Below are 308 nucleotides of genomic sequence, written 5' to 3'. Positions count from 1 at the left end.
ACTTTTGGTTCATCAAGGTTGCCTTTTTCTTGAATCAAGAGTTCGTGAATGATGGCTAATACAACCGTGCAACCAGCCATAACGTAAATACCAACCTTGACGTTCCCCAGGAATTGAGCAGCCAATAGCGCAAACCCTTGTTGAGCAATCGTAAATCCAACACCATAAAATGTTGAAACAGTTCCTCGCCATTTTGGCGCAACCCGATCAGAAATCTGCGGATAAATTGCCGCCGCAATTGCATTTTCAGCCGCCGCCGCAATAATCCAAATTAAAATAATGGCCATTATCGATTTGACGTTGGCAAT

General features: G+C 43.5%; 1 pseudogene. It reads right to left on the bottom strand.

Going from position 1 to position 308, the window contains the following annotated elements:
• Positions 1-308 (bottom strand): annotated as a pseudogene (locus FC85_RS11795) (MFS transporter); the annotation flags it as partial.

It is taken from the genome of Lentilactobacillus diolivorans DSM 14421 (assembly GCF_001434255.1).
Lineage (GTDB): Bacteria > Bacillota > Bacilli > Lactobacillales > Lactobacillaceae > Lentilactobacillus > Lentilactobacillus diolivorans.
This window is presented reverse-complemented; position numbering and strand designations above follow the sequence as displayed.